The 24,204-nt window shown below is 41.5% G+C and carries 21 protein-coding genes, 1 riboswitch and 1 other annotated feature; of the genes, 5 read left to right on the forward strand and 16 right to left on the reverse strand.

Annotated elements, in window-relative coordinates; translation table 11 throughout:
* Nucleotides 1-14: 14 nt before the first annotated feature.
* Nucleotides 15-1,094 (reverse strand): D-alanine--D-alanine ligase, encoded by a 1,080-nt coding sequence (locus JK635_RS23840; RefSeq protein ID WP_202656434.1) that lies wholly within the window; start codon nt 1,092-1,094, stop codon nt 15-17.
* A 353-nt stretch (nt 1,095-1,447) separates the two neighbouring features.
* Nucleotides 1,448-2,224 carry a hypothetical protein gene (locus tag JK635_RS23845; protein WP_202656435.1) on the reverse strand — a complete coding sequence of 259 codons (777 nt, stop codon included), beginning with the start codon at nt 2,222-2,224 and terminating at the stop codon, nt 1,448-1,450.
* A gap of 312 nt (nt 2,225-2,536) precedes the next feature.
* Here JK635_RS23845 and mgtE point away from each other — a divergent pair, with 312 nt between their 5' ends.
* The 3 genes from mgtE (at nt 2,537) to uptA (ending at nt 6,060) form a co-directional block, all read left to right on the forward strand.
* Nucleotides 2,537-3,895 carry a magnesium transporter gene (mgtE, locus tag JK635_RS23850; protein WP_202656436.1) on the forward strand — a complete coding sequence of 453 codons (1,359 nt, stop codon included), beginning with the start codon at nt 2,537-2,539 and terminating at the stop codon, nt 3,893-3,895.
* 171 nt (nt 3,896-4,066) lie between these two features.
* On the forward strand, nt 4,067-5,254 hold the full coding sequence (locus JK635_RS23855) for an FtsW/RodA/SpoVE family cell cycle protein (protein ID WP_202656437.1): 1,188 nt from the start codon (nt 4,067-4,069) through the stop codon (nt 5,252-5,254).
* A gap of 212 nt (nt 5,255-5,466) precedes the next feature.
* Nucleotides 5,467-6,060: an undecaprenyl phosphate transporter UptA gene (uptA, locus tag JK635_RS23860; protein ID WP_202656438.1), complete on the forward strand. Its 594-nt coding sequence runs from the start codon at nt 5,467-5,469 to the stop codon at nt 6,058-6,060.
* A 2-nt stretch (nt 6,061-6,062) separates the two neighbouring features.
* On the opposite strand, the gene JK635_RS23865 is transcribed toward uptA, so the two are convergent.
* From JK635_RS23865 to argS, 4 genes are all read right to left on the reverse strand, one after another.
* On the reverse strand, nt 6,063-6,401 hold the full coding sequence (locus JK635_RS23865) for a hypothetical protein (RefSeq protein ID WP_202656439.1): 339 nt from the start codon (nt 6,399-6,401) through the stop codon (nt 6,063-6,065).
* 51 nt (nt 6,402-6,452) lie between these two features.
* Nucleotides 6,453-6,586: riboswitch (guanidine-I (ykkC/yxkD leader) on the reverse strand.
* 53 nt (nt 6,587-6,639) lie between these two features.
* Nucleotides 6,640-8,463, reverse strand: coding sequence for a potassium transporter KimA (locus JK635_RS23870; protein ID WP_202656440.1), 1,824 nt, complete (start codon nt 8,461-8,463; stop codon nt 6,640-6,642).
* Nucleotides 8,464-8,668: 205 nt separating this feature from the next.
* Entirely contained in the window at nt 8,669-9,853 is a 1,185-nt protein-coding gene (locus tag JK635_RS23875; RefSeq protein ID WP_202656441.1) for an MFS transporter, read from the reverse strand.
* Between the two features lie 160 nt (nt 9,854-10,013).
* Complete coding sequence (gene argS / locus JK635_RS23880) at nt 10,014-11,708, reverse strand: arginine--tRNA ligase (RefSeq protein ID WP_202656442.1); 1,695 nt, start codon at nt 11,706-11,708, stop codon at nt 10,014-10,016.
* 51 nt (nt 11,709-11,759) lie between these two features.
* Nucleotides 11,760-11,970: a binding site (T-box leader), on the reverse strand.
* A gap of 107 nt (nt 11,971-12,077) precedes the next feature.
* Between argS and JK635_RS23885 the strand changes: the two genes are divergently transcribed.
* Complete coding sequence (locus JK635_RS23885; RefSeq protein WP_202656443.1) at nt 12,078-12,332, forward strand: alpha/beta-type small acid-soluble spore protein; 255 nt, start codon at nt 12,078-12,080, stop codon at nt 12,330-12,332.
* Between the two features lie 222 nt (nt 12,333-12,554).
* Here the strand turns inward: JK635_RS23885 and JK635_RS23890 are convergent, their stop codons facing one another.
* The 10 genes from JK635_RS23890 to JK635_RS23935 form a co-directional block, all read right to left on the reverse strand.
* The gene (locus JK635_RS23890) at nt 12,555-13,127 is read right to left on the reverse strand and encodes a TetR/AcrR family transcriptional regulator (RefSeq protein ID WP_202656444.1); all 573 of its coding nucleotides are present in this window, start codon (nt 13,125-13,127) and stop codon (nt 12,555-12,557) included.
* Nucleotides 13,128-13,419: 292 nt separating this feature from the next.
* Nucleotides 13,420-13,605: a type II toxin-antitoxin system antitoxin gene (locus tag JK635_RS23895; RefSeq protein WP_202656445.1), complete on the reverse strand. Its 186-nt coding sequence runs from the start codon at nt 13,603-13,605 to the stop codon at nt 13,420-13,422.
* Nucleotides 13,606-13,617: 12 nt separating this feature from the next.
* On the reverse strand, nt 13,618-14,484 hold the full coding sequence (locus tag JK635_RS23900) for an SPFH domain-containing protein (protein WP_202656446.1): 867 nt from the start codon (nt 14,482-14,484) through the stop codon (nt 13,618-13,620).
* Nucleotides 14,485-14,686: 202 nt separating this feature from the next.
* Complete coding sequence (locus JK635_RS23905) at nt 14,687-15,298, reverse strand: undecaprenyl-diphosphatase (protein WP_202656447.1); 612 nt, start codon at nt 15,296-15,298, stop codon at nt 14,687-14,689.
* Between the two features lie 259 nt (nt 15,299-15,557).
* On the reverse strand, nt 15,558-16,991 hold the full coding sequence (locus tag JK635_RS23910) for a glycoside hydrolase family 1 protein (RefSeq protein WP_202656448.1): 1,434 nt from the start codon (nt 16,989-16,991) through the stop codon (nt 15,558-15,560).
* Between the two features lie 52 nt (nt 16,992-17,043).
* A complete protein-coding gene (locus JK635_RS23915; protein WP_202656449.1) occupies nt 17,044-17,955 on the reverse strand; it encodes an ROK family protein in 912 nt (303 codons plus the stop codon).
* A gap of 87 nt (nt 17,956-18,042) precedes the next feature.
* Nucleotides 18,043-19,068, reverse strand: coding sequence for a LacI family DNA-binding transcriptional regulator (locus JK635_RS23920; protein ID WP_202656450.1), 1,026 nt, complete (start codon nt 19,066-19,068; stop codon nt 18,043-18,045).
* A gap of 89 nt (nt 19,069-19,157) precedes the next feature.
* Complete coding sequence (locus JK635_RS23925; RefSeq protein ID WP_202656451.1) at nt 19,158-20,000, reverse strand: carbohydrate ABC transporter permease; 843 nt, start codon at nt 19,998-20,000, stop codon at nt 19,158-19,160.
* Entirely contained in the window at nt 20,000-20,956 is a 957-nt protein-coding gene (locus JK635_RS23930; protein ID WP_202656452.1) for a carbohydrate ABC transporter permease, read from the reverse strand. Before JK635_RS23930 ends, JK635_RS23925 begins: the two co-directional genes overlap by 1 nt.
* A 94-nt stretch (nt 20,957-21,050) precedes the next feature.
* Entirely contained in the window at nt 21,051-22,349 is a 1,299-nt protein-coding gene (locus tag JK635_RS23935; RefSeq protein WP_235888361.1) for an ABC transporter substrate-binding protein, read from the reverse strand.
* Nucleotides 22,350-22,916: 567 nt separating this feature from the next.
* Here JK635_RS23935 and JK635_RS23940 point away from each other — a divergent pair.
* On the forward strand, nt 22,917-23,855 hold the full coding sequence (locus JK635_RS23940; RefSeq protein WP_202656454.1) for a nuclease-related domain-containing protein: 939 nt from the start codon (nt 22,917-22,919) through the stop codon (nt 23,853-23,855).
* The last annotated feature ends 349 nt before the right edge of the window (nt 23,856-24,204 follow it).

Consider the following 24,204-nt stretch of genomic DNA (forward strand, 5'->3'; position numbering starts at 1 on the left):
CTCCTGCCGTGTCTTTAGATAGTGTATTTGATTTGCTGCTTCTCAGCATGCCGTTCTTTTGCCAGGTTAACGAGGCGTTCAATTAGTTGCGGATACTCAAGCCCTGTATGCTTCCATAATAATGGGAACATGCTAAATGGCGTAAACCCGGGCATCGTATTCACCTCATTAATGATCACCTCGCCATCCTTTGTTAAAAAGAAATCGGCACGGACAAGTCCCGAACAATCCAAAGCTTTGAAGGCGCGAATCGCCATATCTTTTAATTTCTGATATTCCTCCGCTGTAATATCAGCAGGGATAATCAGCGCGGTATTTCCGTCCTCGTATTTTGCTGTGTAATCATAGAAATCCTTTTTCGGGACGATTTCACCGGCCACAGAACATTCCGGTTCGTCATTTCCAAGCACACCAATCTCAATCTCACGGGCGATTACTCCCTGTTCAATAATCACTTTTCGGTCAAATTGGAAGGCTTCTGCGAACGCAGCCTCTAATTCTGCCCGATTCCGGCATTTGCTGATGCCGACACTTGAACCGAGATTAGCCGGCTTTACAAAGCAAGGATAGTCAAGCTCGGCTTCAACTTTTGCATAGGCTGCTTCTTTGGCTTGCTCCCATTCTTTTTTAAGAAATGAAACATAGTTAACTTGTGTAAGTCCCGCTTGGGCAAAAATATTTTTCATTAAAACTTTATCCATTCCCGCTGCAGAGGCAAGAACGCCATTCCCAACGTATGGGATATTTAACAGTTCGAATAACCCCTGAACCGTCCCGTCCTCACCATTTGGCCCATGCAGTAACGGAAAAACCACATCAAGCGAATCCTTTTCCTGTTCGGAAGCTTGGAATACTGCCGGGGCCAAGGCTGCCGGGGATAATTTGTCCCCCTCTGAAAACTGCAGTGCCTTCACGTCGTCCACTGGTGCGGTCAGTTCAGGGCCTTTAATCCAACGGCCCTCCACATCTATGTAAATCGGGTGAATTTCAAATTTTTCCAGATCTAATGCTTTCATGACTGCCATCGCTGTTTGCAATGATACTTTATGCTCGGCAGATTTTCCTCCATACAACAAACCTATTTTTGTTTTCATCGGTCTACCTCCAATTATTCACTCATGTTTTATTTTATCACTTTATGGAAGCAAAGAAATAATTTCAGATATGTTTTTTTATTTGGGAAAAAAGGCATACTTCGGCAACTTTAAACTATTTTATGTCTTGAACAGCTTGCTTAAAAACGAACGAACGAAAATTTATCAGAATTTTAACAAATAGCTGGCTGGTTTTCTAATATCCTTGTTATCAATGAATTGTTCTCTTAAATGAAAACTCGTCGCTTGGCGAGTCCTTAAGGACGAAGACAGAGACGTAGTTGAATTTATACTCTCTTATTAGCTAAAAAGAACCAGTCCCCCATCGTTAGGACTGGTTCAGTCTCAGGCATTTACTTCACATTTAGCTTCCACTCTTTTGTTTTTTTGTCAAAAATAATTTTGGCATGGGAACGGTCACGGGAAATCTGCAAATACTCCTCATACATATCATCCATATTAGCGAAATCACCAAGTACCCAAATGGGAATTTCTATCCTGGTCCGCTGGTGGTCAGCATCTCTTAATGAAAGACAAATTCCTTCTTTAATTAATGGTGTTAAGGTAAGCAGGATTTCTTTGTTTACCGGCGGATACACCCGTTTTTTGCGGATCCCCAGCAGTGACTTTTCCACTCTTAATCCTCCGAGTTTATGGGAGATGACGATACTAAACAATTGAAAGAAATCCTTAAAAGTGCGATAATACGTTTTATTGTACCAGCCATCATCATTAGCTAAATAAACAAAGCGATTGCCCAATTTATTATAAAAAGGGAGCCTTAAATGATGCTTGTGGTGGCCCAAATATAACAATTCTGCCATTTCCTGACCGGTCAGTTCATTCAGAACATCTTCTTCAATAAAGTCAATCCAGCAAAAATTCCCGTATCCGTACACATCCTCAGCTGCCAGTTTATTAATTCTTTCAACCGGACAATATTCAAGTAATGTATGCATGTTAAAATCAGCATCATCAAAGCGGTGCTCCAACAGCAGCAGGTTATTTAATGTTCCTGAAAAGGTTGAAACAAACTCAGCAAATTCGATACCATGAGAAATGACATACTGATCTGTTTGATTTAAATGAACATAAATAAGGTCCCGTATGTCTTGATGATGCTTTTTCACTGCCAAACTCCTCCGTTCGATGAGAAAGATGCCAAACGATTCTCAATACTTTATTCAAAAGAAAGTTGTCAAATAACTTCCAGATGCTTCGTTCATACTTACTTATTTTAACAAAAAATAGATCAAATAGCTTATTTCATTTTATTTACAAAAAATAAGCTATGATAACATTGTTGTCATTTTTTGATATAAGAATTTGCAATATATTGACACATACTATTTTTACCTATTATTGATCTTCTGTCTAATTTATTGACCACAAATCTGCCATTTTTTATTTAGGTAAGTCACACAGGAAAGGGTGAGCGAGAAATGATTAAAGATATGACAGAAAATGAAATTAGCTTATATATCATTAAAACCTTAAAAGAAAATAAAAAAGCAGAATTTGAGGCAATGATTGATGAGCTTCAACCTTATGATGTGGCTAAAATTTATCAGGAGCTGCCTGAAAAGCACCGACACCGGTTCCTCCTTTTTTTAAAATTTGACGTTCTTGCTGACCTGATGGAAGAGCTTGATAAAGAGGAACAACTCGATTTATTGAATATACTGGGAATTGAAAAGTCCAGTAAAGTGCTGAATTTAATGGACAATGATGACTTAGCAACATTACTGCATGAAATGTCTCCGGAGAAAAAGGACTCCTTTCTATCTGAAATGAACAAGGAAGAGTCAAACGCGGTTCAGGATATTATGAAATATCCACCGGAAACAGCCGGCCGATTAATGACAAACCGCTTTGTCTGGATCCGTAACTACTATACTGTTCGAGAAGCCGTCGATAAGTTGAAATCCTTTGCCGAATATGCCGAGTCACTTAACTATTTATATGTGATTGATGAAAACAGCCGACTTGTTGGCGTTGTCTCCTATCGTGATTTACTTTTAGCAGAACCAGGTGAAAAAATTAACGAAATCATGTATGAGCGGGTCATTTATGTCACCGTCACGACCGACCAGGAGGTTGTCGCCCAAACTGTTGAACGCTATGACTTTATTGCTGTTCCGGTAGTCGATGAGGACCATGTACTTGTCGGGATTGTAACCGTTGATGACGTTCTCGATGTTGTCATTAAAGAAGCAAATGAAGATATTGAAAAATTATCAGCATCCGGGAAGGCCATTGATTTTGAAACGAAAACATTGGTTGCAGCCGCCAGACGGCTTCCCTGGCTCATTTTGTTATTATTTATCGGACTTATTTCCGGCAGAATTATCAGCGGTTTTGAAGAGACATTGCAGAAAGTCGTCGCCCTTGCCTTTTTTATGCCGATGATTGCCGGTATGACCGGAAACACCGGAACCCAATCTCTGGCAGTGGTTGTCCGCGGCCTGATATCTCATGATATTAATAAAAAGGTCATTTTTCGTTTAGTGATGCGCGAGCTTGGGGTTGGCATTTGCATTGGTGTAACCTGCGCTGTGCTCATCTCGATCATCGCCTATATTTGGCGGGGAAATTTCATTTTAGGAATCGTTGTCGGCTGTTCCCTATTTTTCACCCTTATTATTGGAACGCTAGCCGGAACGGTCATCCCGCTGATCCTTTACCGTTTAAAAATTGATCCAGCAGTAGCATCAGGGCCCCTGATCACAACGCTTAATGATATTTTTTCATTGCTCACTTATTTTGGGATTGCGACAATGTTTTTACAATATTTAGTATAAGTAGCGAAACAACCTTGTCTTTTGGCAAAAAACTGAAACCTTTCTTGCTGAAAAAACGTTATCTATATAGAGGATGCTTTATATTGCATAACATACATTATTGTTGTGACTCAGAATAGAAATAGTATTCCGCTTCAACTTGGGCAAAAATGAAATGAATAGGTGAAGCCTATGAATGAACATATGAAAAAAAATGATCGGTTTGATTGGACCCTAACACTGCTGTTATTTTTATTTTTTCTGATTAGCTGCATTGCTATCTACAGTGCACAATCTACCGGACAGTACGTGGGCCGGAACTTCATGGTGAATCAAATCTTTTGGTACGGCGTTGGCGCGGTCATTATAGCAGTTACCATTTTTTTTGACAGCTTTCAATACAAAAAGCTGGCGTGGATCTTGTATGGTTTTGGGCTGTTGCTGCTGATCGGGGTATACATCGCCCCTGAGAGTATAGCACCGATTAGAAACGGCGCAAAAAGCTGGTTTTTAATTGGAGGACTCGGACAAATTCAACCATCTGAATTTGTTAAAGTGTTTTTGATTTTAGCCCTCAGCCGGGTAATTACATCGCATCATGAGAAAAATCCGATAAAAACTTTAAAGACAGATTTTATCTTGCTTTTGAAGCTTGGCATTACTACGGCAGCACCGGTTGGCTTAATTATGCTCCAGCCGGACCTGGGAACCGCTCTCGTGATTTTATCCATCTTGACCGGGATTATTCTTGTTTCCGGAATTTCGTGGAAAATCATTGTGCCGATCTACGGGGCGGCGGCGGCTCTTGGCACCGGGATCATCTATCTTGTCGTGAAAATGCCAGAACTCCTTGAAAAATACTTGCATGTCCAAACCTACCAATTCAACCGGATTTATTCCTGGCTCGATCCTTATACATATGCCAGCGGTTCCAGCTATCACTTGGTTAAATCATTAAGTGCCATCGGTTCAGGACTTATCTCTGGCAAGGGGTTTCGTAACGGTGAAGTGTATGTTCCCGAAGCCCATACAGATTTTATTTTCAGCGTGATTGGCGAGGAATACGGCTTTATCGGCGGCAGTATCGTTATCAGCCTTTACTTTTTACTCATCTATCATTTAATCAAGACGGCATTGGATACCAATGATCCCTTTAATTCGTATGTCTGTACCGGGATTATCAGCATGATTGCCTTCCATGTATTTCAAAATATCGGGATGACGATTCAAGTGCTGCCAATTACCGGGATTCCGCTGCCATTTATCAGCTATGGCGGCAGCTCACTGATGGGGAATATGTTTGCCATGGGGTTGGTTTACAGTATCCACTTTCATCATCGAAACTACATGTTCTCGTCAGATAAATCATTAAATATCTGATCAGCAGGCGGCAGGTCTATGCTCTGCCGCTTCTCTGCATTTGTTAGAGTTCCAGCCATTTCAACCGGAACATAGGAACCTCTTATATTTCGATTGAAGCGGTTTGATGTGAAAACATTTTGGGAATGTTTCCCGGAAACAAGCCATAATTATTTGATAATGAGACAAAGTGTTATAAACTAAATGAAGATTACTTAAAAAAAGGGTGCGCTATGAAGGAATTTATTTTTACAATTTTAGACTTTTTGGCACAGTTGGGCTATTTAGGCATAGCCTTAGGACTAATGATTGAGATTATTCCAAGTGAAATTGTTTTAGGATACGGCGGTTACATGATATCCCAAGGTCATCTTAATTATTTTGGGGCGATTATTGCCGGCACAATTGGCGGAACACTGGCACAAGTCTTTTTGTATTGGGCTGGATATTATGGAGGTCGGCCATTCTTAGAGAAATACGGAAAATATGTCTTGATTAAAAAGAAACATATCGATGTGGCTGAGCTGTGGTTTCGCAGGTACGGTGCCGGTGTCATATTTACGGCCAGATTCATCCCGGTAGTTCGCCATGCCATTTCCATTCCAGCCGGTATCGCGAAAATGCCGATTTCTAAATTTATTCTATATACGGTGGCGGCAATCGTCCCCTGGACTGTCCTCTTCCTTTATTTAGGAGAAGTATTAGGCAGTAACTGGGCTCATATTAAAGAATATGCCCAGCCATATGTCATGCCGCTCATCATTGCTGCGGTTGTGATTGGCGCCATCTATTTTTTAATCCAAAAAACGCGAAAAACCACCGAATAACTTCAATCGGTGGTTTCTTCTTTGGACGGTTGGCGCGAAAACTTTTCCTGAGCCCAAGCATCAAGCTTCCTGACATGACTTTTGCCAATCGTAAAGCCATAGAGAATAAGAAGGACAATAATTAAGGTAAACAAATCTACTTTTCTGGTAGAAATAAAATTGACAATTCCCATCAACACCTGGGGAATTACTCCGGTGATTGCGAATAAAATCGTGGCTACCTTAAACCAAAAACTTGATTGCAAGCCATAGCGCGCATATAGGAGAAAAAAGGTCGAGGACCATGCCAACACCTCAAGACAGACTAAGATCATCCACTTATTTTCAACCAAAAAAGCCATTTTTCTAACCTCCTATTAAACAAAAAGCCCAAGAGATGACTGATAATCAGTATCTCCCAGGCTTTTATCCTTCCGTGGACACAGAACAACTGAAGTGCGAAACTGGACAATTGAATAGCGGTTCTGTGTGTTTTCTCTCGGACCAGCTGACTTTCTCAAATCACGGAACCCTAGAAAACCATTTATTTTCAATTTTAATGTCATTTTACCACACAAAACCGCGAACAGCACGTCCTTTTTACTTTTTAAAACGATATGGCAAGGTGGTCACAATCACATTTTTCCTATAGATCAGATAGGAGCGGATCAATAGACCAGATTGATTGTGCAAAATATTATGCCAGCTCTTTTTCGGGATAAATTGCGGAATCAACACGGTCACTTCGTAATTCCTCTCTTTTGCTTTATGCTGGACTGTATCAATAAATTTGGCTAATGGCTGCAGTATGCTGCGATAGCGCGATTGCAGCGTGACAAGCCTTACATCCGGATAGGCTTGCCGCCATTTTTCCTCAAATCGTTTTTCATCCTCACGATCAAAGGAAATATAGACGGCATATACTTGATCTGCTAATGTTTTCGCATAGTTAAGGGAGTGTTCAACTACCTTTGTAATTCCGGCAACCGGAACGATGATCACATTTCCCTCCGGTTCAATCGCTGGCTGCTCCGAATGGATTCGCAGCTGTTCGCCAACATCCCGATAATGACGGTGAATTTTAAGGAAGATCGTCACAATGATCGGCAAAAAGACGACAGCAAACCAAACATGAGTAAATTTGGTTAAAAAGAATATAATCAGTACGGTTAGGGTAATCACTGCCCCGATTAAATTCGCACTAAGCCGCGCGGTCCATCCGGCCGGTTTTTCGCGAACCCACTTGATAATCATCCCGGTTTGCGACAGGGTAAATGGAATAAATACCCCGACCGCATAAAGCGGAATTAACTGCTCCGTCTGCCCTTGGAAGATAATGATCAAGAAGATTGAGGCAATTCCCAAAGATACGATTCCATTTGAATAGCCAAGACGGTCTCCTCTGATCGTAAACATTCTCGGCATATACTTATCTTTTGCCAGATTGTAAGCCAATAATGGGAAGGCTGAGAATCCCGTATTCGCCGCCAACACTAAAATGAGTGCAGTTGTTCCCTGAATAAAAAAGTAAACCATATTGCGCCCGAACGTTTCCCTGGCGATTTGTGAAACAACAGTTTCATCATGTTTTGGGGCAATGCCGTAATAATACGCTAAAAAAGTAATCCCGGAAAACATCAGGGCCAATAAGGAACCCATTAAAATGAGTGTCTTGGCCGCGTTTTTTGGCGCCGGTTCTTTAAAATTCGGAATCGCATTGGAGATCGCTTCTACCCCGGTTAACGCCGAGCAGCCGGAAGCAAAAGCCCTTAATAAAATAAATAAGGTTATCCCTTGAACAGGTGTTCCAAGCGGCGCATGCAGACCTTGCGATACGTGGCCTGTAGCGATTTTATAAAGGCCTGTGACAATTAATATGAACAATGCAAAGACAAACAAGTATACCGGATAGGCTAAAATCGTCGCCGATTCCGTTAACCCGCGCAGATTCAAGATCGTAATCACAACAACAAGAAAACAAGCAATCGATACAGTATGTGCATGTAATACCGGAAACGCTGAGGTAATCGCATCCGTCCCCGCAGATACACTTACCGCTACCGTTAATATGTAGTCCACTAATAACGAACCACCGGCAATCAATCCGGCCTTCTCGCCTAAATTTTCCTTGGACACAAGATACGCTCCCCCACCTTGCGGGTAAGAAAAGATAATTTGCCGATAAGAGATGATGAGCGCGGCTAATAAAAACAAAACCCCAATCGCAATCGGTACGGAATACCAGGCAGCAATCACACTGATCGATGCCAGAACAATCAAAATTTGCTCTGTTCCATAGGCAACGGATGAGAGCGCATCAGAAGACAGAATCGCAAGAGCCTTTAAGATATTCAATTTTTGTTCGCCTAATTCCGTTGATTTTAACGGCCGGCCAATTAATATTCTTTTTATAGAAGCACGCAAGGGAAGTCACCCACCTGAAGTTATTGAAAAATCACCGAATGATTTTATCACAAAATGCCCGTAAAGATAAATACTTTCTTTTGACAATTTAGGTAAAAATGCTTTGAGACAAATTCGAAAAATTGGATTCTTCTTTTAACTAAAGCAAAGAAGCATGAAGCTTATCTTCATGCTTACTTTATAATATAAATGTTTAAGCCGATTCCTATTCCATTCTTTTTACTACGCTATTAGTTCTTTCTTTCCATAAGAAAAGGAGATAGAGCAGCATGGAGAGAAACACGGATACCGCTGCAGTTCGATAAATGGTGCTGTATCCGAACAAGTGACTGATTTGCCCGAAAACCATAGCACCGATGCCGATTCCCAAATCAAAAAAGGAAAGAAAGGTAGCATTGGCCATGCCTCTGCGGTTAACTGGTGTGTTTTCAATCGACCATGCCTGTAGTGCAGGCTGTACGGTTCCAAAGCCAAAACCGTATAATACTGCTGCCGTGTAAAGGATGGCACTGCTTGGCAGCCACGCCAATAAAAGCATGGCAATGAACACTAACAATGTCCCCGGTATAAACACAGCCTGATGCCCTTTTCGATCATACAGCTGGCCGGCAAAGGTTCGGGTCAGTATCAATGAAAGAGCATAAACCATAAAGTACCATTGGATGCCGGAGATATGTTTTTGTGCCGTATATAATGGCAGAAACGAAGCAATCCCGCCAAACGTAACCGTTAGGAAAAACATCAGCACCGCAGGCTTTAAGGCCGTTTTCTCATAGATATCCAGTTTAGCCTTGGCTCTTTTGGTCTCTGGGTCAACTTTTCGGTACGTCACCCTTGTAGATAACAATAAAGCCATTAACCCTAAACCCGAGCAGATCAGAAAAAATAGCTTAAATGACAAGATACCGGTTAAGATCAGTCCAAGCGATGGACCAATCGACATGGCCACATTTCCTGACAAACCAAAATAGCCCATTCCCTCGCCGCGTCGCGCTGCCGGGATTAAATCAGTGGCGATCGTACCGGAAGCCGTGGTCGAAAACCCCCAGCCGGCCCCTTGAATAACCCGCATGATAAACAATAACGCGATACTGGTCAAGAAGCCGTAAGAACCGACCGATACAACAAAAATGGTTAAGCCGGTCAAATAAATAAAGCGGCGTCCTTTTGTTTCCAGCCAATTCCCGATAAACGGGCGCAGAAGTAATGCCGAAAAGGTAAAGATACCCACGACAAAACCGATTAATTGATCATTCCCACCCAATTTTTCGACATAAAGCGGAATCGTGGGCAATGTCATTTGAAAACCAAGGAAAATAAAAAAGTTAGCAAATACTATTAGAATAAAATCTTTTGTCCAGATCTTTTCTTTACTTAGCGCTTTTTCCATATAAGGTTAAAGTCCTCTCTTTGTACTAAAATGAAAAAACGTTTCTACTTATCGTAGAAACGAAATTTCATTCTGGTGGCTACTTGGAAGCAGCTGTTTCAATCACACTTGCGGATAGCTATAGTGTATACCATTTTTGTCCATTTATGAAGTAATCAGCTTACATTTCCTCAGGAGCCGCAATTCCGAGCAGGCGTAGTCCTTCTTTCAGCACCTCGGTTACGCTATAAACAAGTGCTAGTCGGGCTGTTTGCTCCTCACTCTCTTCAAGGATACGAACTTCAGCATAGTATTTATTAAACACTTGGGCAAGATCGATCACATATTTGGCAATCTGCGAAGGATCTAGATTGTCACAAGCGCGTTTGATAACATTTGGAAACTCAAGTAAATGGCTGACAACCTTCCATTCTTTCTCCCATGAAGTATGATAGTCCGGTACTGCAGCATCAGCCTGCCAATTGGCTTTTCGTAAAATTGAACATGCTCTGGCAAACGTATATTGTACATACGGACCTGTTTCTCCCTCAAAGCGAATCAATTCCTCTAAAGAAAATTCAATATCGTTCATCCGATTATTTTTCAAATCGTGGAAAATGACAGCACCGACACCAACTTGTTTGGCTACTTCATCCTTGTTGGCAAGCGTTGGGTTTTTCTCTTCAATATTGTGACGGGCCATTTCGATTGATTCATTTAACACTTCTTCTAATAAGACAACCTTGCCTTTCCGGGTGGACATTTTCTTACCGCCGGTCAGCATCATCCCGAATGGAATATGTGCCATGTTTCCAGCCCATTCGAAGCCCATTTTCTTTAATACAGCAATTAGCTGTTTAAAGTGCAGGCTTTGCTCATGGCCGACGACATAAAGCGATTTGACAAAGTCATACGTTTCTTTCCGATATAGGGCAGCAGCTAAATCACGCGTTGCGTACAGTGTTGCACCGTCTGACTTTTTGATCAGGCATGGCGGCAGTCCTTCTTCTGTTAATTCAACAACCAGGGCTTGATTGGATTCCACCAGGAGGCCTTTTTCCTCCAGCATGTCGACGATCCGGTCCATTTTATCATTGTAAAAAGATTCACCGGCAAGAGAATCAAATTCTACATTCAATAGATCATAAATCCGTGAGAATTCCTTTAACGATTCATCGCGGAACCATTCCCAAAGCTCCACCGCTTCCGCGTCGCCATCTTCAAGTTTTTTAAACCAAGCGCGGCCGTCATCCTCCAGCGCCGGATTCGTTTCTGCGACTTCGTGAAACTTTACATAAAGAGCCAATAATTCGGAAATCGGATTGGCTCTCACCTTGTCGGCATCGCCCCAAAGTTTATAGGCGGTAATCAGCTTACCAAACTGGGTGCCCCAGTCGCCAAGGTGGTTGATTTTAATTGGTTGATAGCCGCATTTTTCAACGATCAGGGCGATGGCATTCCCAATAACGGTGGAACGCAGATGTCCCATTGAAAACGGCTTGGCAATATTTGGTGAGGACATATCAATGGTAACATTGCCGTTTTGCCCAAAATCATGTGTACCAAACTCCCCTTTTTGGGTGATAATTTGGCTGATAATTTTTTCTGAAACAAGCTTTTTATTTAGGAAGACGTTGATATAACCGCCCACTACCTCTACTTTTTCAAAAATTGGCGCCTTGATTTGTTCACTTAGTTCTTGGGCTATTAGATTGGGCGCCTTCCGTTTAATTTTTGCCAGTGTAAAACAAGGAAAGGCTAAATCGCCGTGCGCTGCATTTTTTGGTTTTTCAATCAGCAGTTCAAGTTCAGCGGCTGTTTTTTCACTGTTAAGCAGTTCAGCCAGCACTTCTGCAAATTCTTTTTTAAAATTCATGGTTTTTGACCTCCTATATTTGTATAAAGTAAAAAAACTCCCGTCTCCATGAAAAGAGACGAGAGTTTATTTTTCCCGCGGTACCACTCTAATTGTTCTAATGAACCAGCTTCTTTTTGTAACGGAGAGTTCTCCGGCCTACCCTACTTAGTTCAGGCGGCATCTCAAAAGTGCGTTTCATTATCTCGTCCGTACCAGGCTTGCACTATCCCTGATTCGCTAAAACATCCCAGATAACTACTCTCTTTTTCATTGATTTTAGTATGACTTGTTTTACAAGATATTATACTGAAAGAAATCTGATTTATCCAGTCATTGCTGATGATTTTTTTTTGAAGCTGGTTATCCTAAGGAGAAGGAGGGATTTAGATGGCCAGAAGAAATAAAATTCTTGTTCCCGGGGCCCGTGCAGAATTAGACAAGTTAAAAGCGAAGGTTGTCCAGTCACAGAGCCCTGAGGAAGCAAAGTTTGAAGCGGCGGAAGAGGTAGGAGTACCGCTGAAAAAGGGCTACAATGGGCAATTAACTTCCCAACAGGCCGGAAAAGTCGGCGGCCGGCTGGGCGGCAGCATGGTTCGCGAACTTGTCAAAATGGCCCAGCAAAATCTGCGCAACAAGCAATAGTACCGGTTGCTGAATGTGTCAACCGTAACGTTTTAGATTCATCATGTAAAAATATTGGCTTAAGCGGTGCCTATGGGGCAAAGTGATTAGATAATATATTTATCATGTCCCATATTCGTATGCTGTGGGACAAATCTAAGGTTAATAATTGCGGTTATGTCCCATAGACCTCTCCTATGGGACATTTCTTACCTTTCCATACTTGGAAAGTTCCCATAGCCATTAATTCGGGAGCTTTCTAAGCAGGAACACCTTCATTATTTGGGCAATTTGATCCGAACTAAGCGGTTCATGGTTTTTCTCCCAATCAAAAATTAAGGCAATATACATTTTCAACAACAAAAAGCTTGTTAATTCTGTATCCATAGAAGGGATCGACCCCTTGGAAATTGCGGTATCCAGTTTATTCTTTAAGTAAGCAATAATCTCATCTTCGACATGGCGAAGCATCTCGGAAACAGCCAATGTTCCCATCTCTGCTTCTTCTTGAACCAGTTTAATCATTAACTGATGCTTGGATCGAAACTCCAGGATCCGAAATAACCCCCGATGAACATTTTCCGTTATAGGCAGACCAGGTTGAATGACCGCTTCTGCCTCTGCTATCATTTCTTTTACTAAAGTAGAGATAATCTCCTCAAACAACTCTTCTTTATTTTTAAAAAAAGTATAAATCGTTCCTTTTCCGACATTGGCAAGCCTCGCCACTTGGTCCATTGTCGTTGCTTTATAACCAAATAATGAAAAGGACTTTGTTGCTGCTTCTACAATCATCTTTCTGCGGTCAGGAGCCAAATGACTTCCCTCCTCTTTGACCAATTTAGTTTTTTGGTCATTTTTCTTAATTCAACTATAGCACAGCACAAACTTGCTTTCAATTTTTTTTGTAAACTTTTTGGAAAATGTTCAAGAATCCTCGCCAACTGGAAACCACAAAGAGCAAAGACAAAGGCATAGTTTCAGTTCACCAAAAAGCATAGTTTTTTGGTGCCCATGCTGGAGAAACTTTCTTTTGTGCACTTTTATACGCTAAGAAAACCCTAACCTTCTAATAAGTTTAAAAAACCGGACAATAGCTGCCCGGTTTTCACTCATCCTTGTTTGCGTCATTAGCTGTTTTGGAATTTTTTAATCTTCCCGCATTTTTTAATGCTTTCTTAATAATAATCTCAATTTGCGCATTTACACTGCGGAATTCATCCTCTGCCCATTTTTCCAATGCATCATATGTTCTCTGATCAACACGCAGTAAAAATCGCTTTTTTTCGGCCACAACATCACAACCTTAGTAAATCGTTCCTGCATTAATTACCGGCTGGCTTCCTTTTTCAGAAACAATCGCAACCATTAAATTATTCACCATTTGTGCCTTCTTCTCCTCGTCAAGATCGACAATCCCTTCTTCTTTCAGCTGGTCAATTGCCGATTTAACCATCGTTACAGCCCCGTCAACAATGACCTTCCGGGCAGCCAGCACGGCTTTAGCCTGCTGTCTTTGCAACATCGCTGAGGCAATTTCACTGGAGTAAGCCAAATGCATGATCCGAGCTTCAATAATTTCCACGCCGGCAAGCTCCAGCCGCTTTTGCAAATCCTTCGTCAATTCATCCCCGACTTCATCAGAGTGCTGACGCAAAGAAATTTCATAATCATTATTGACATTATCATAAGGATACTGGCTGGCAATATGACGCAGCCCCGTTTCACTTTGGGTGTGGACAAACTCTTTATAATCTTCAACATCAAATACAGCCTTCGCCGAATCAAACACTTTATAAACGACAACCGCTGCAATCTCAATTGGATTACCCTCTAGATCATTGACTTTCAATTTATCACTGTTAAAGTTAATGACTCTTAAAGATACGGTTTTTCTTACCGTAAGCGGAATGGTTAGATAAAACCCTTCATGTTTGATCACACCAAGATAGCGGCCAAACAAGGTAAACACCTTCGCCTGATTCGGCTGGATAATCGTAAACCCAGAAAATACAAGTAACGTCAATAAACCGCACAAGATGGCAAGGACCAAAAACAGGAAGCTTTCTTTTAAAACAAATTGCTCAATTCCAACGGCTGTCAATGCCCCCAGCAACAAAAACAATAAAAGTCCAACAAAGCCATTCACTTTAAACATGTCTTTCTCTGTCATCCCAAACACTCCCTTTTATATTTTATATCATTATGATATCACTTTAGTATCATTATAGAAAGGGCTTTTTGGTAAAATTTTTTAAGAAACTAGCCCACCGGCCAGCCTCAAAAAGTGAAGACAAAGGGATCCTTGAAGCCCAAAAAAAGAGTGCCAGACACCATGTGAAAAAATCACATAGTGTCTGGCACCCTCGCTGGTATTAGAAGTTTTTATATTTGCCCTCAGATTTCGGTTTGCCTGGCCAAATCTTTCCTTCGATCTTTTCGTATTGATCAAGCAAGGTTTCCAGGAATGTAAGCTTCGGTACGAGCCAATGCATCAATAGCGCGGAAATGAATCCTATTAGAGCACCAGTCAAGACATCTCCCGGATAGTGGACGCCAACCATGATGCGGGAAATTCCAACGGCACAGGCAACGGCCAGCCACAACCAGCCTTCTCTTTTACGGACAAGCCATATCGAAAAACAAATGGCAAAAAAGATGATCGAGTGATCGCTTGGAAACGCATTATCGACAGCATGATCGACAAGCTTATTCACATGGGACAGCTCGGCAAACGGCTGATAGTGGGAGTAAAAGCTGCCAGCAATTTTTCCAATAACCTCAGCAAGTACCACAGCCAAAATACTTTGGATCATCATCATTCGGTTTTTTGTGGTACGGGTAAACCAATACACAAGCATCCCCAAAACTAACACATACACCATATATTCCGCCATAAAAATGGCAACCGGATCAAGCGCCTGATAGGTCTTTCCAACATCATTAATTGAGCGAAAAACGTCTATATTTAGTTGCGAAATTGACATCGACATATCTCCTCATCCATTATTATTCCCTTTTTCTAGTAAACCACATCCTTGAAATTATATCATTCTGAAGGTCTTCAAAAAAGGGGCTGGAAACTTTTTTTACTAGTTACAAAAGCCAATCGAAAACCAGATCCAGATTTTTCGTTAAAAACGCTAATCAAACGTTTGATTCACCAGGATCGGTATTGGCGGTTTTATACCATTACTGTTCAAAAATATTCCATCAAAAAAGGAAGCAAGGTGATTCCCCTGCTTCCTAAAGGCTATTGGATGCTATCACTTGTTTGTACCAGTAGTAGCTTTTCTTTTTAATACGGCGCAAATCATGAGATCCTTCTTCGTGTTGGTTCACATAGACGAGGCCGTAGCGTTTTTGAAAACCGTTAAGCCAGCTTAACAAATCAGTAAACGACCAGACACAATAGCCCAATACTTCGGCACCATCAGAGATCGCCTCTTGAATCGCCGAAACATGGGATCGAAGATAATCAATGCGGTAGTCATCCTCAATCACATTATTCACTTCGAGCTTGTCGTATTCTCCCAAGCCATTTTCACTAATTAGAATCGGTAAATCATAACGGTTAGTGATTCTGCGAAGCGCCATTCTCAGACCTTGCGGGTCGATATTCCAATCCCAGTTGGTTCTGTCCAGATTGGGGTTCACCGTTGTTTTAAACAGCCCGGGAATACCTGAATCTCTTGATGTCCCTTTCATTCCGGTTGTATTCATTTCCCCGGCACCAACGCCGCCATCTAAGGGATTCATCTCAAAGGTCGTGGACTGATAATAGTTTAAACCGATAAAGTCCGGTCTGCCTTCTTTTAATAAGGCAAAGTCCCCTTCCTCGACAGACGGTGCGAGCCCTTTCTCCGCCAGGTAGTTCCAGGCAATTTTCGGATATTTCCCCCATGCATAAATGTCCATCCACCAATGGCTATTCAATTCCTCCGCATTTTCAGCAGCTGCTATATCTTCTGGCTTCGATGTTGCCGAGTAGGCGGGAGAGTAAGCAAAACTGGGACCAATCTTGCCATTCGGAACATGGCGGCGGAATGCCTTGATCACACTGGCATTGGCAAGATTGGCATGATGATTCACTTGATAGAATAGCTTTTCATTTTGCACCCCTGGTGGATGAGTGGCATAAACATACCCGTGGCTGGTAAAAATATTTTGTTCATTCAAACTGACCCAATATTTTACACGGTCCCCGAAGCTCTTAAACAGTTCTATACAATAATTTGTAAAGTCCTCAATGATTCTGCGAGATTCCCAGCCGCCGTATTCGTCCTGAAGCGCCTGAGGCAAATCCCAATGATATAAGGTTAAAATCGGCTCAATATGATATTTTTTCAATTCATTCATTAACCGATCATAGAACTCAATACCCTCCTCGTTGACTGTTCCCCTTCCATTTGGAAAAATCCGTGCCCAAGAGACAGAAAACCGATAAGCCTTGAGTCCCATTTCCGCCATTAACCAGACATCTTCCTGATAACGGTGGTAATGGTCTACTGCTACATCCCCTGTTGTTCCTTTAAAAGTCTTGCCGGGAATCCGAACGAACTGATCCCAGTTTGTCAGCCCTTTTCCGTCCTCATTCCAGGCACCTTCCACCTGGTAAGCTGAAGAGGCCGCCCCCCATAAAAATTCTGGTGGAAAAGGTTTAAGTGTTTTATGTATCACGGTCTCACTTCCCTCTCATTTATTTACAACAAGATGCAATTAATTCAGAACATCAGCTTCTTAATACAATATTTTGTCGTTGTAAAAAGTGATACAAAGCGCCAATTAAATTAGAGTCATTCCCAAACTGACATCTTTCCACTTGAACCGTTAAACCGTCTGGATGATATTTCATTTGCTGTAACTTTTCATTCAGTTGTTCAATAAATCCCTCGCGATGACTAATGGCTCCGCCTATCAAAATCTTTTCTGGGTCGATCATAAACTGTAAATTATATATTCCAATAGCAAGCCGCTGTAAAAACTTATTAATTTCTTCCTGCACATCCAGATCCCCATTCTCAGCCCTTTCAAAAATCTCTTTTCCGGTAAGAACCGCTGGAGATACACCTTTTCGTTTAGCCACTTGCTGAATTAAACCGCCTACGGCAGCTAAGGAGCTCCATGTTTCCCATGGCGGACCACTCAAATAGTCCTCCATAATCATATAGCCGAATTCCCCGGCAAAGTGATTTTTCCCATGGCGCACTTTTTTATCAAGAACAACTGAACCACCAATCCCAGTGCCAATCACGATACAGAGATAGTCGTTCACGTCCTTTGCTGCTCCTATCCAACCTTCCGCCAATGCCGCACAATTTGCATCATTTTCAAGCTCAACCTTCAACTGTGTCCGTTCTTGAAGAAGCTGCTTGATGTTCTGTCCATGAATATAAGGAAGTGCCGTAACGCCATCAATGATACCTGTTTCCACATTGACTGCCCCCGGCATACTGACGGCCAAGCCTTTACATAGATGATGATGTTGCAGTTTTTTCAGGATTAAGTCAACTGTTTCCAAAAATGATTCAAGACTCGCTTTAGGTGTGGGAACCGATGATTTTTCTATAAACACCCCCGTTTCATCCATAAGGGCATATTTAATGGAGGAACCTCCAACATCAAGTACCGCGTAGTAATCCACTTAATAACCTCCAATCAACCCTCTATTTGAAAGAATTGCCCAGGGAGCAGAGACAGGTTCTAAAAAATCTGGGAATCTTTGCTTCTTTTATCCGCCTGCCGACTTTGTGCCGCATGATTCCCTGATTATTAACTCAGAGTCAATAAATACAGGCTTTAATTGTGACTCCCCGTTGATTAAATCATTCAGCATATATGCCGAAAGTTTTCCAAATTTCTCTTTATCCTGTTTCACCGTAGTAAGTTTGGGGTCACTGTAACGGCAGGCCGCAATATCATCACAACCAACAATTCGAATATCCCGCGGACAGTTTAACCCCGCTTCATTAATCGCCCGCAATGCCCCTAGTGCCATCAAATCTGAAACTGCAAAAATAGCCTCCGGCAGCTCTTGACATTGAAGGATCTTCTTCATCGCGATATATCCACTTTCCTCGTGAAAATCACCGTACTGAATCCACTCATCCTGCAGTTCAAGTCCAAATTGATTCATTGCCTTTAAGAAACCCTCTTTGCGATGAACAGAAATAGCAGAATCCCATTTACCGCCAATGTAACCAATTTTTCTTACGGCGTTAAGATAAAAAAACTCGACCACTTTTCTGGATAAATCCACGTTATCTGTCATTAAATAACTTGCCTTAGGTCCATTTAATTCAATATCAATTCCAATACAAGGAAATCCCTCCATCGCTAATTGATAGGTAGATTCCTCCACTTCCTCCCCGGCAATGATTAAACAGCCATCCACGTGAAAATGCCGGCACCTTGCTAAATAACTGCCATTATCTGAAGAAAAGCGTTCATTCGAGAACATTAAGATATCGTAGCCTAAAAGTCCGATGTTTTTTTTGAAGGATGAAATAACCTCATTGAAATACGGATGGGTCATATCTACATTTATTTTTCCGGCATAGATTAATCCAATCAGATTAGACTTTTTCGTTGCCAATGATCTGGCGGAGAAGTTAGGCTCATATCCATTTTGATTAATGATATCCATGACTCTTTTTTTTGTCTTTTCACTAATTCCCTGATAATTATTAATGACCTTTGAAACAGTGGCTTGTGAAACACCTGCCAATTGGGCAATATCTTTAATGGTTAAATTCATCTTGATCCCTTCTATTTTTCAAAAATATACTAGCTTCATTGATAGATTACTAAGCGTTGCCACGAACAACAATGACATTTGGCAGGGCCCTACTTTACAGAGCCTTCCGTAATGCTCGATATGAATAACCGATTAAACAATAGGAAAATAACCAGAAGCGGTACAGTTGCCCAGAATACGCCTGACATAATCATTCCAAAATCCACGTTCCGGGTATTACTGAGCTGAGCTAACGCCACTTGAATCGTATAGTGTTCCGGATCCCGCAAAACCGTAAACTGCCAGAGGAATTCTCCCCAAACAGCCGTAAACACAATAATTCCTAAGGTGGCAAAGGCTGGCAAAATAATTGGAAGCACAATTTTTCGATAAATTCTAAAGTTCGAACAGCCGTCCAATTTGGCTGCTTCCATTAACTCATCCGGGACTGCTTCACTGATATATTGCCTCATCAGAAAAATCCCAAGCGGATTCAAAAAGAACAGCATCATCACACCTGGTAATGTATCCAATAGTCCTGCTTTGGAAATCAGAAAGTACTGCGGAATCAGCCCTAATTGCGGTGGAATAATCATCGTTAAGAGAATCGCAGTGAAAAAGAATTTTTTACCGCGAAATTGAAACTTGGCAAAGGCAAATCCGGCTAGGGAGCTAATAAATAAAACCACAACTGTTACCACCGCACAGACCACAAAGGAGTTCCACATCGAATGAAAAAAATCAATTTGATTTAATACTTTTTTAAAATTTTCCACCAACAGGCTCCCCGGCGTGATGATTGGCGGAATCGAGTTGTACGCTGAACTGGGTCTTGTCGCCATTACAAACATCCAGTAAAAGGGAAACATCGAAAACAGAGCGGCAAGGGATAAAAATAGATACACAAAGACGCGTCCAAGCGACAGTTTTTTCGTTTTTTCTACCGTATTCATCAATCCCCCCTCCTCTTCCTGGCCATACCTGATGTTAAAAATGTATTAATGGCCGCAAAGGCTGAAATCAATACTAATAAAATGATCGCGGTGGCTGATGCGGTCCCAAACGATTGTAATTTAAAGGCATCCCGATATAAATACATCACGATCGTCATCGCCTCGTCCCTGGTAAAAGCACTTGTCCCCAGGAAGACGGTTGGTTCGGAAAATAATTGCATTGCCCCTACCGTTGAGGTGAAGACTGTTAGAATGATAAAAGGCTTCAGCATGGGCATTGTAATATGGATCAGTTGTTGAAATTTATTGGCTCCATCAATCGTCGCGGCCTCGTATAAATCATTTGGGATACTTTGAATCCCGGCAAGATAAATAATCGTGTTATAGCCAACCCATCTCCAAAAGACCATAATTGAAATGGCAATTTTTGTCCCCCATTCAGAACTTCCCCAATGCACCGGATCAAGCCCAGCAAGACTAAGTACATAGTTAGCCAAGGATGATTCATGGTCACTGAACAGTACACTAAAAATGAGGGCTATCGCTACCATCGAGGTAATATAGGGCATGAAAATGGTTACTCTGAAGAAATTTTTAAACTTGAGAAAGGCCTGGTTCAATAAATAGGCAAAAATAATTCCGAAAACCAATTGCGGCGCTGTGCCCATCATTCCTATGATAATGGTATTGTAAACTGATTTCCAAAAAAGCGGGTCTGTTAAAACCATTTTAAAATTGGACAATCCGACAAATGTCATCGGGCTCAGGCCGTTCCACTTTTGAAAGCCTAAATAAATACTAAATAAAGCCGGATACAAACCAATCAATGCAAAGATAATAAAGAAAGGGGCAATGTATAAGTAGCCAGAAATCATGTCTTTCTTCGCCTCAGACCGGTACCTTTTCTTTCTTATCGTTACCTTGTTAGTTCCGATAGTCGGTTTGACATGATCCATTTTCTCACCTCGGTTCGATCAAAGGTGGGCATGATACCCAGGCTGTTTTACCTGGGCAGTCAAATCCACCTCTATATACTGGTAAACTAGTAAATTAGCGGCTTAATAAATCTTTAGCACGCTTAACAGCATCTTTCCATTCTTTTTCAGGATCTGTCCCTTTATTTTGAACATTTTTTAGGGCATTCAGCACTTCTTGATAAACAGGAAAGTATTTTTCCCCTTTAAAAATGGCGCCATTGACATCTTGTGCTGCTTTCGCAAATACGGGTGCTGTTGATTGCCCGCCAAAAAACTTGTCTTGATTATTCTTGAAGGCTTCCATATCATAAATAGATGGTGCAGATGGGAATAATCCCTTTTCTTGGAAGGATTTTAGTTGGTTTTCTGGGGAGATTAGCCACGATGCAAATTGATACGCTTCTTTCGCATGTTTCGTTTCCTTTGGAATAGCGATGAACGACCCGCCCCAGTTGGCGGCAAAATCTGATGGCAAGGTGGCTACGCGCCATTTTCCAGCAGCTTCGGTTGCATTGCCCTCCATCCATCCTTTTAACCAGCCGGCTCCTAATTCAGCGGCAAATTCACCTTTATTTACGGCATTAGCCCACTCGGGAGACCACATTTCAAATTTACCAACGATTCCTAGTTTATTTAACTTAACTGCATAATCATAAGCTTTTTTAACCGCATTACCATCCTGCTCTAGCAATAATTCTCCTTTAGGGTTGAGGAATGTCTCTTGAGCGGCATCTAAATAGGCTCTGAATGCCATTTCGATGCTATCGATAAACGGCTTTCCTGTTTTCTCCTTCACTTTTAGACCTGCTTCTTCAAAGGCCGCTGGTGAGTTGATTAATGCTGCCACTTTTTCGGGGTCTGTCGGCAGGCCGGCTGCCTCAAATACGTCTGTACGGTAGTATAAGGCTTTCGGTCCGATATCCGTGGGCAAGCCAATTAAGAAATCACCTTTTTCGTTCTCACCGGTCTTCCATTTCCAATCAAGATACAAGTTCTCGATATCTTTGGCACCGAGGTCATATAAGTTTTCGAAGCGGTCTTGCGCGGCTTTAAAGCGATCAAGCTGATCAATTTCCAACATCGTTATATCTGGTGCCCCGCTTCCGGCAGATAAGGCCGTAAAGAGTGCGTCATGATGCTCTGCTGTTTCAGCTGATCTTACTTTTATTTTGATATTCGGGTGTTCTGTTTCGTAAGCTTTCGCTAAATCCTCATATCCCGTAGCACCAAAGGTCCAAAAATTTAAGGTTATTTGTTTTTCACTGCTTTTGCCAGAGTCGGATGAGGCCTTTTCTTTTCCATTACATGCAGCTAATGACACCGCAAGCACTGCTGACAAACCAATGGCAGCCAGTTTCTTAATGCTTTTCAATAGGATCCCCCCTGTTATTCTTGTTACATTTAATAACATGCTTTTAGAGAATGAATGGATTTCGCTATTATTTATGTACTATTCACCCCCCCTGTTTTCTATATTAGTTCCACAAATCAAAGTAACAGTTGCCTTCTGTTTGGAAACCGGTTTCGTTCACACATATAGGAATTCTCGAAGAAAACGGTTTCGTGGTGTAATTATATGTTAAATTTTTAGAATATTCAACCACTTAATTAAATATTTTTTCTTTTTTGCGAAAACGGTTTCCTTCTGTTATGTATTTTGTTTTTCAAAATCGAGTTATAACCCTTCGTAATCGGCATTCCTTAAGACTTAATCGTTTGCTCGATTGGCAATGGATCAACGAGCTTTCTAGACTTACGTGTCTTTTATCGTCAATTCTACTTTTTTAGTTCCTATATTTTCGGGAAGGGCAGCTATTAAGTTCAAAAAACTCAGCGCCTTCCTTAGACAGAAAGATTACCAAATTATTCACATATAAGGGACGGCCTTAGTTGTTTTCTTTTATACAATAGACTTGCAGTTTAAGAAAGGATGTGTCAAATGCTGCTGAAAAAACCTCTTATAAAACCCCTTAAGTTACATCTTCTGGAATTGCTGGATAAACGAATGGATTTACCTCAAGACCACAAGCTTTATTATTGGCGCCTCAAAAAAGGTTATGAAGGTGAAGTGCGGTTTAATTCTTTGACAGAAACACTCTCTTGTGACTGTTACATCTTCAACGGGCTACGGTTTGAATTCAACAATACTAAGTTCCAAATTGATTCGCTGATTGCTACAGGGCAAACCTTGTTTATGAACGAAGTGAAATACTTTGCTGGCGATTACTTCTATAGGGATGGACTGTTCTATTCGTTTAGCGGCAAGGAACGCAAAGACCCATTAATCCAAATGGAGCGAAGCGCATCCCAGCTCCGGCAGCTGCTCCGAAGTCATGGATTTCACATGAAAGTTGAGCCTCATGTTGTCCACGTTCATCCAGAATTCACTTTATACCAAGCTCCGCTCGAAGCACCAATTATTTTTCCCACACAACTTAGTCATTATATTAATAATTTAAATTTGATTTCATCCAGGTTGAACCAAAAACATGAGATTCTGGCGGAGAAATTACTTTCCCTTCATGTGGAGGAAGACCCATATGCACAACTTCCGCCTTATACATATGAGGGCTTGCAAAAAGGTTATACTTGTGCGATCTGCGACTCGTTTGCCATCACGGTTGACGGGAGGAATTGTATCTGTGGCGACTGCGGGCACGTGGAGAGTGTGGAAGCCGCCGTATTGCGAAGTGTTGAGGAGTTAAAGCTACTTTTTCCAGAGTTGAAGATTACAGCAAATGTTGTTTATGATTGGTGCCAGGTGGTGGATAGCAGGAAGAGGATCAGCAGGATCCTTGGGAAGCATTTTAGGATTGTTGGATCTCACCAATGGGCTTACTATGAGTATGAACCTATTGGTAAAGGTATCCATAGTTAGGGCGGCGTACACCTTAAGAAGAATAGTAAAGACTTTTTATGAAGGATATTTGAACTTGATTTCTGGATGGTTTTGTCCTTCATTCACTTTATGAAGGACACTTGACATCCGTTTCGTGGTGGTTTTGTCCTTCATCCGCCTTGTGAAGGACATTTAGCCTCGGTTTCGTGATGCCTTTGTCCTTCATCCGCCTTATGAAGGACACTTGACATCCGTTTCGTGAGTCAAGTCCTTGTTTATGTGTAAATTCACTGGCAAGTGCTTTCAACCTAGCCCTCTTATTTTTTTAGCGAAACTTCCATGGATTTTTTACTTCATATCCGGTAAGGGATGTCAAATGGTTTTTAAT

It is taken from the genome of Neobacillus paridis, assembly GCF_016765675.1.
Taxonomy (GTDB): Bacteria; Bacillota; Bacilli; order Bacillales; family Cytobacillaceae; genus Neobacillus; species Neobacillus paridis.

Excerpts from the sequence above, each read along its gene's own strand:
- JK635_RS23855 (WP_202656437.1), top strand. The coding sequence starts at position 4,067 with ATGAATGAACATATGAAAAAAAATGATCGGTTTGATTGGACCCTAACA.
- JK635_RS23865 (WP_202656439.1), bottom strand. The coding sequence starts at position 6,401 with ATGGCTTTTTTGGTTGAAAATAAGTGGATGATCTTAGTCTGTCTTGAG.
- JK635_RS23885 (WP_202656443.1), top strand. The coding sequence starts at position 12,078 with ATGGCCAGAAGAAATAAAATTCTTGTTCCCGGGGCCCGTGCAGAATTA.
- JK635_RS23840 (WP_202656434.1), bottom strand. The coding sequence starts at position 1,094 with ATGAAAACAAAAATAGGTTTGTTGTATGGAGGAAAATCTGCCGAGCAT.
- JK635_RS23940 (WP_202656454.1), top strand. The coding sequence starts at position 22,917 with ATGCTGCTGAAAAAACCTCTTATAAAACCCCTTAAGTTACATCTTCTG.
- mgtE (WP_202656436.1), top strand. The coding sequence starts at position 2,537 with ATGATTAAAGATATGACAGAAAATGAAATTAGCTTATATATCATTAAA.
- uptA (WP_202656438.1), top strand. The coding sequence starts at position 5,467 with ATGAAGGAATTTATTTTTACAATTTTAGACTTTTTGGCACAGTTGGGC.
- argS (WP_202656442.1), bottom strand. The coding sequence starts at position 11,708 with ATGAATTTTAAAAAAGAATTTGCAGAAGTGCTGGCTGAACTGCTTAAC.
- JK635_RS23925 (WP_202656451.1), bottom strand. The coding sequence starts at position 20,000 with ATGAATACGGTAGAAAAAACGAAAAAACTGTCGCTTGGACGCGTCTTT.
- JK635_RS23900 (WP_202656446.1), bottom strand. The coding sequence starts at position 14,484 with ATGACAGAGAAAGACATGTTTAAAGTGAATGGCTTTGTTGGACTTTTA.
- JK635_RS23875 (WP_202656441.1), bottom strand. The coding sequence starts at position 9,853 with ATGGAAAAAGCGCTAAGTAAAGAAAAGATCTGGACAAAAGATTTTATT.
- JK635_RS23930 (WP_202656452.1), bottom strand. The coding sequence starts at position 20,956 with ATGGATCATGTCAAACCGACTATCGGAACTAACAAGGTAACGATAAGA.
- JK635_RS23920 (WP_202656450.1), bottom strand. The coding sequence starts at position 19,068 with ATGAATTTAACCATTAAAGATATTGCCCAATTGGCAGGTGTTTCACAA.
- JK635_RS23905 (WP_202656447.1), bottom strand. The coding sequence starts at position 15,298 with ATGTCAATTTCGCAACTAAATATAGACGTTTTTCGCTCAATTAATGAT.